Raw genomic sequence first — 6,234 nt, 5'->3', positions numbered from 1 at the left:
CAGCCCCTCAGCCCGGTGCAACCGACGGATCTCCGCCCAGTCCTCCACCTTCAACACCTCACCAGGGTCCAGGGGCGGGTCACGATTCGGCCGGAACCACAGGGTCAGTCTTCAGGCGGAATCAACAGAACCTGCCTTCGGTCGCGATCGCAGCGCTTGGGCGCCGTTCGGGGTTGGGGTTGGGGGCTGGGGTGGGTGCGAGGGTGTTTATTGCAGGCGCGAGCTGCGCTCGTCGCTTGTGGCGGCTGGGTGCGATCGCTGCATCGCTTGGACTCGCTTTGGGGGCTGGCTTTGGTTGCGGGTGCAGCGCTTGGTGCTGGTCGGGGGTGGGGTGGTGGCTGGGTGGGGGGATGAGCTGGGGTCGTACGCTGTGGCTCGTGCAGTTGCAGCAGCTTGCTTACTTTGTGGCGGTCGCGGAGGTCCGGCACTTCACGCAGGCGGCCGAGATCTTGCATGTGGCGCAGCCGTCGCTGTCCAAGCAGATCAGGGCGCTGGAGGCGGAGCTGGGGGCGTCGCTGTTCAGCCGGGCTCGGGGGAACATCACGCTGACCCCGGCGGGTGAGACGCTGCTGCCGCTGGCCAAGCGGATCCTGGCCGATGTGGAGACGGCGCGGCTGGAGGTGCAGGAGCTGGCCGGGCTGAGGCGTGGGCGGGTGCGGCTCGGGGCGACGCCTTCGTTGTGCGCGGGGTTGCTGGGGGACGTGCTGCGGCGTTTTCACGATGCCTATCCGGGGATCCGGCTGATCGTTGAGGAGGGCGGGTCGCGGGATCTGGTGCGGGATCTGACGCGGGGGCTGCTCGATCTGGCGTTGGTGATCTTGCCGTTGCACGGGGATCCGCCGCTGGAGACCACGCCGGTGCTGCGCGAGAACCTGGTGGTGGCCTCGCCGGTCGAGCCCGGGAAGGTGCCGCGGCGTTCGTTTCTGCGGATCGAGGACCTGCGGAACCGGCCGCTGGTGATGTTCCGGTCCGGGTACGACCTGCGTGAGGCGACCATCGGGGCGTGCCGGGCGGCCGGGTTCGAGCCGCGGTTCGCGGTGGAGGGCGGCGAGATGGACGCCGTGCTGCGGTTCGTCGAGGCCGGGCTGGGGATCGCGGTCGTGCCGAGCATGGTGCTGGCGGGCCGTCCCGGGCTGCGCGGCACGCCGCTGGTCCTGCCGGACGAGCCCGCCGGGCTACAGCGGACGATCGCGCTCGCGCATCGTAAGGACGTGGACCCGACGCATGCCGCGCGTGCGTTCTCCGAGACGCTGGAGGCGTACGTGGGTGAGGCCGCGCTCGGCGGCAGCCTCCCGGCGGGCGTGGAGGCGGTGTCCTGACTACTTCTTCGCGCCTCCGGCCGTCGCCTTCAGGTAGTCGTGGTTGAGGCGGCCGATGACGTCCAGGGGGATGCCCTTGGGGCACGCCACGGTGCATTCGCCGGTGTTGGTGCAGCCGCCGAAGCCCTCCGCGTCGTGGGTTTCGAGCATGTCGACGACGCGGTCCCAGCGTTCCGGCTGGCCCTGGGGCATCAGGCCCAGGTGGGTGATCTTAGCGCCGAGGAACAGGGCGGCCGAGCCGTTGGGGCAGGCCGCGACGCAGGCGCCGCAGCCGATGCACTCGGCCGCCTCGAACGCCTTGTCGGCGTCCGGCTTGGGGACGGGCGTGGAGTGCGCCTCGGGGGCGGTGCCGGTCGGGGCGGTGATGTAGCCGCCGGACTTGATGATCCGGTCGAACGCCGAGCGGTCCACGACCAGGTCCTTGACGACCGGGAACGCCTTGGCGCGCCAGGGCTCGATGTCGATGGTCTCGCCGTCGGAGAACTTGCGCATGTAGAGCTGGCAGGTCGTGGTGTTGCGCTCGGGTCCGTGCGGGGTGCCGTTGATCACCAGGGAGCACATGCCGCAGATGCCTTCGCGGCAGTCGTGGTCGAACGCGACCGGCTCCTCGCCCTCGGCGATGAGCCTCTCGTTGAGGACGTCCAGCATCTCCAGGAACGACGCGTCGGGGGAGATGCCGTCGAGCTCGTAGTCGACCATCCCGCCCTTGTCGTCGGGGCCGCTCTGACGCCAGATCCGAAGTGTCAGGTGCATTACTTGTACGACCTCTGGCTTGGCTTGACGTATTCGAATTCGAGGGGCTCCTTGTGAAGGACGGGTCGCTCCCCGGCCCCGGCCCACTCCCAGGCGGCGACGTAGGAGAAGGCGTCGTCGTCGCGCTTGGCCTCGCCGTCCTCGTCCTGGCTCTCGGCGCGGAAGTGGCCGCCGCAGGATTCGGTGCGGTGCAGCGCGTCGATCACCATCAGCTCGGCCAGCTCCAGGAAGTCGGCGACCCGGCCGGCCTTCTCCAGTTGCTGGTTGAGCTCGTCGCCCCTGCCGGTGACCTTGACGCGCGTCCAGAACTCCTCGCGCAGCGCGGGGATCAGCGTCAGCGCCTTGCGCAGGCCCTCCTCGGTGCGTTCCATGCCGCAGTACTCCCACATGATGTGGCCGAGCTCGCGGTGGAAGGAGTCCACGGAACGGTCGCCGTCGATCGACAGGAGCCGGTCGATCTGGGCGCGGACGCGCCGCTCGGCGGCGTCGATCGCGGTGTCGCCGACCGGGCCGAGGTCGCCGTTGCGCGCGAGGTAGTCGCCGAGGCCGGTGGGCAGGACGAAGTAGCCGTCGGCCAGGCCCTGCATCAGCGCGGAGGCGCCGAGCCTGTTGGCGCCGTGGTCGGAGAAGTTGGCCTCCCCGATGACGAACAGGCCGGGGATGTTGGACTGGAGGTCGTAGTCCACCCACAGCCCGCCCATCGTGTAGTGGACGGCGGGGTAGATGCGCATCGGCGTCTCGTACGGGTTCTCGCCCGTGATGCGCTCGTACATCTCGAAGAGGTTGCCGTACTTGGCCTCGACGGCGACCCGGCCCAGCCGCTTGATCGCGTCGCCGAAGTCCAGGTAGACGCCCAGGCCGCCGGGTCCGACGCCGCGTCCCTCGTCGCAGACGTTCTTGGCGGCGCGGGAGGCGATGTCGCGGGGCACCAGGTTCCCGAAGGACGGGTAGATGCGCTCCAGGTAGTAGTCGCGCTCGTCCTCGGGGATGTCGGACGGCTTGCGCGTGTCGCCCGCCTTCTTGGGCACCCACACCCGGCCGTCGTTGCGCAGGGACTCCGACATCAGCGTCAGCTTGGACTGGTGGTCGCCGCTGACCGGGATGCAGGTCGGGTGGATCTGGGTGTAGCAGGGGTTGGCGAAGTACGCGCCGTGCCGGTGCGCGCGCCAGGACGCGGTGACGTTCGAGCCCATCGCGTTGGTGGACAGGAAGTACACGTTGCCGTAGCCGCCGGACGCCAGCACCACCGCGTCGGCGGTGTAGTGCTTGATCTCCCCGTTGACCAGGTTGCGGACGACGACGCCGCGGGCGCGCCCGTCCTGCATGATCAGGTCGAGCATCTCGTGCCGCGGGTACAGCTCCACGTTGCCCGCGTCCACCTGCCGCATCAGCGCCTGGTACGCGCCCAGCAGCAGTTGCTGGCCGGTCTGGCCGCGGGCGTAGAACGTGCGGGACACCTGGGTGCCGCCGAACGACCGGTTGTCCAGCAGGCCGCCGTACTCGCGGGCGAACGGGACGCCCTGCGCCACGCACTGGTCGATGATCTGCGTGGAGATCTCGGCGAGCCGGTGCACGTTGGACTCGCGGGCGCGGAAGTCGCCGCCCTTGACCGTGTCGTAGAAGAGGCGGTGCACGCTGTCGCCGTCGTTGCGGTAGTTCTTGGCGGCGTTGATGCCGCCCTGCGCGGCGATGGAGTGGGCGCGGCGCGGGCTGTCCTGGAAGCAGAACTGGATGACGTGGTATCCGGCCTCGCCGAGCGTGGCGCCCGCCGAGCCGCCCGCCAGCCCGGTGCCGATGATGATGACCGTCTTCTTGCGCCTGTTGGCGGGGTTGACCAGCTTGGCCTCGAATTTGCGGGTGGTCCAGCGGTCCTCGATGGGACCGGGCGGTGCCTTGGTGTCCGCGATCGGCTCGCCGACGGTGTAGAAGCCGTTCACATCGCTCATGGTCAGCTCACCCATCCGAACGTGATGGAGATCGGGACGGAGACGAAGCCGAGCGTCACCGCCCCGGCGACGGTCGCGGAGAGGCGTCGCAGCGCGCGCTCGGCGCGGGCGGTGCGCAGGCCCAGCGTCTGGAACGCGCTCCAGATGCCGTGGTGCAGGTGCAGGCCGACCAGCACGACCGCGAGGACGTACCAGACGGTGATGTACCAGCGGGACGGGTCGAAGTCGGCGACCATCCGCTCGTAGGGGGTGGCGCCGCCGTCCTTGGGGTTCACCACGAAGAAGGTGAGGTCCAGGAGGTGCCAGACGATGTAGACGGCGATGATGACGCCGCCGTACCGCATGGTGCGGGCGGCGTAGCCCTGCGCGTGGGACTTCTTCTTCGACCGGTACTTCACGGGACGTGCCGCGGAGGCGCGGCGGGCGAGCGACACCGCGGACCACATGTGCAGGACGACCGCGACGACCAGCGCGATCTCGATCAGCGTCAGGACGGTGCGGTACGGCACCGCGGGCTCACCGAGCGTCCGCAGCCAGTGCGCGTAGTGGTTGAAGCTCTCCGCGCCGTAGAAGATCTTCAGGTTCCCGATCATGTGCAGGACCAGGAACGCCACCATGACGCCGCCGCTGACCGCCATGACCGCCTTCTTGCCGACGGTGGAGCGGTAGATCGCTGGTATCGCTAGTGCCACGCCCGCACGGTACGACCGGACCCGGTAAGACATCCAAGTCATCGGAGTACTGGTTTCCATAGCCTCAGGCTATGGAGCCGGTGATTCCGGCATTTCCGGCGTCCGTCGTGTTTCCCGAGGTGAGAGACCTCACACCTCGGGAGCGGCGGCGCCGTCGCGGGACAGCAGCAGCACGGCCAGGTCGTCGGTCAGCGCGTCGCCGTTCAGGTCCTCCACCTTGTGGACGAGCGCGTCGATCAGTCCGCGTCCCGACCGGCCGCGGCGCCGGGCCCAGCGCGCCAGCTCCACCAGCCCCTCGGTGCCCAGCCGCTCGGGGCCGGGGCCGACCCGTCCCTCGATCAGCCCGTCGGTGTAGAGCATCAGGCTCCACGACTCGCCCAGCTCCACCTCGGTGGTCGGCCACTCCGCCCCCGGCACCAGGCCCAGGGCGGGGCCGTGCGCGTACTCGGGCAGCGCCACGACCTCGCTGTCCTCGCCGTCCTCGCGGAACAGCAGCGGCGCGGGATGGCCGGCCAGGTGCAGCCGCGCGGTGCGCAGCGACGGCGCGATCGTCACCATGCACAGCGTGGTGAAGATCTCCTCGCTGCGCCGCTCGTGCCCCAGCACCGTGTCCAGGGTGCCGAGCAGTTGCTCCCCGGTGTGGCCGGCCAGCACCAGCGTCCGCCATGCCATCCGCAACTGGACGCCCAGCGCGGCCTCGTCGGGGCCGTGCCCGCACACGTCACCGATCATCAGGTGCACGGCGCCGTTCGCGCTCTGCACCGTGTCGTAGAAGTCGCCGCCGAGCAGCGCACGCCGCCGACCCGGGCGGTACCGGGTGTGGTGCCGCAGGCCGGGGTCGTCGATCAGCGGGACGGGCAGCAGCCCGCGTTCGAGCCGCGCGTTCTCGCGTCCCAGGATCCGCGCCTCCACCAGGCGGCGCTCGGTCTCCTCGGCCCGCTTGCGCTCGATCGAGTACCGGATCGCGCGGGCCAGCAGCGGCCCGTCCACCTCCTGCTTGACCAGGTAGTCGGCGGCTCCGGCCGCGACGGCGCGCACGCCGAGATGGGCGTCGTGGTACCCGGTCAGCACCACCACCGCGGCCCGATCGGCGATCGCCAGCGTCTCCCGTAGCTGCTCCAGCGGGTCGTGGTCGTCGGGCACCGACAGGTCGATGATGACGCACTGGGTGCGCCGGGTCAGGGCGCGCCTGGCCGCCTCCAGGTCGTCGGCCAGCACGAGCTGGAACTCCAGCCCGCTCTCCGCCAGCATCCGCTCGACCAGCAGGACGTCCGCCGGGTCGTCGTCGATGAGCAGCACCTCGATCGCGTCCTCCGTCGCCTGGGCGGCCTTGGGCGCGCGAGGGCCGCGGCTGGGCGACGGCTGGCTGTGCGAGTGGCTGATGGTGCTCACAAGGCTTCCGGAGTGTCGATGACGGCGGCACAGGCAACGGCGGGCATCCCCAGAGCCGCGAACGTCCGCGAAGGCCCTGAGACCGGACCGCGCCGGGGTGGCGGCGAGGTCGCAGCCGCCGCTGGTCCCGGC

Annotated in this window: 5 protein-coding genes; 1 reads left to right on the top strand and 4 read right to left on the bottom strand. The window is 70.3% G+C overall.

The genetic code is table 11. The annotated features are described in order from the left end of the window. Positions 1 to 377 precede the first annotated feature (377 nt). Positions 378 to 1,319 (top strand): LysR family transcriptional regulator, encoded by a 942-nt coding sequence (locus tag QSK21_RS22550; protein ID WP_285698668.1) that lies wholly within the window; start codon positions 378 to 380, stop codon positions 1,317 to 1,319. Here QSK21_RS22550 and QSK21_RS22545 read toward each other — a convergent pair whose 3' ends face one another. From QSK21_RS22545 to QSK21_RS22530, 4 genes are all read right to left on the bottom strand, one after another. Next, complete coding sequence (locus QSK21_RS22545; protein ID WP_285698652.1) at positions 1,320 to 2,072, bottom strand: succinate dehydrogenase/fumarate reductase iron-sulfur subunit; 753 nt, start codon at positions 2,070 to 2,072, stop codon at positions 1,320 to 1,322. It lies immediately after the preceding gene. After that, on the bottom strand, positions 2,072 to 4,018 hold the full coding sequence (locus QSK21_RS22540) for a fumarate reductase/succinate dehydrogenase flavoprotein subunit (RefSeq protein ID WP_285698667.1): 1,947 nt from the start codon (positions 4,016 to 4,018) through the stop codon (positions 2,072 to 2,074). The genes QSK21_RS22545 and QSK21_RS22540 overlap by 1 nt, the downstream gene beginning before the upstream one ends. 2 nt (positions 4,019 to 4,020) lie before the next feature. Next, on the bottom strand, positions 4,021 to 4,710 hold the full coding sequence (locus tag QSK21_RS22535; RefSeq protein WP_285698651.1) for a succinate dehydrogenase cytochrome b subunit: 690 nt from the start codon (positions 4,708 to 4,710) through the stop codon (positions 4,021 to 4,023). A 129-nt stretch (positions 4,711 to 4,839) separates the two neighbouring features. Further along, entirely contained in the window at positions 4,840 to 6,102 is a 1,263-nt protein-coding gene (locus QSK21_RS22530; RefSeq protein WP_285698649.1) for a PP2C family protein-serine/threonine phosphatase, read from the bottom strand. Positions 6,103 to 6,234 lie beyond the last annotated feature (132 nt).

It is taken from the genome of Actinomadura sp. NBRC 104412 (assembly GCF_030269515.1).
GTDB lineage: Bacteria > Actinomycetota > Actinomycetes > Streptosporangiales > Streptosporangiaceae > Spirillospora.
Note: the sequence above shows the minus strand (reverse complement) of the source record. Positions and strands in the feature narration are given on the sequence as shown.

What these genes read in the sequence shown, in the direction of transcription:
- QSK21_RS22545 (WP_285698652.1), bottom strand. Translation starts at nt 2,072, where the DNA reads ATGCACCTGACACTTCGGATCTGGCGTCAGAGCGGCCCCGACGACAAG.
- QSK21_RS22540 (WP_285698667.1), bottom strand. Translation starts at nt 4,018, where the DNA reads ATGAGCGATGTGAACGGCTTCTACACCGTCGGCGAGCCGATCGCGGAC.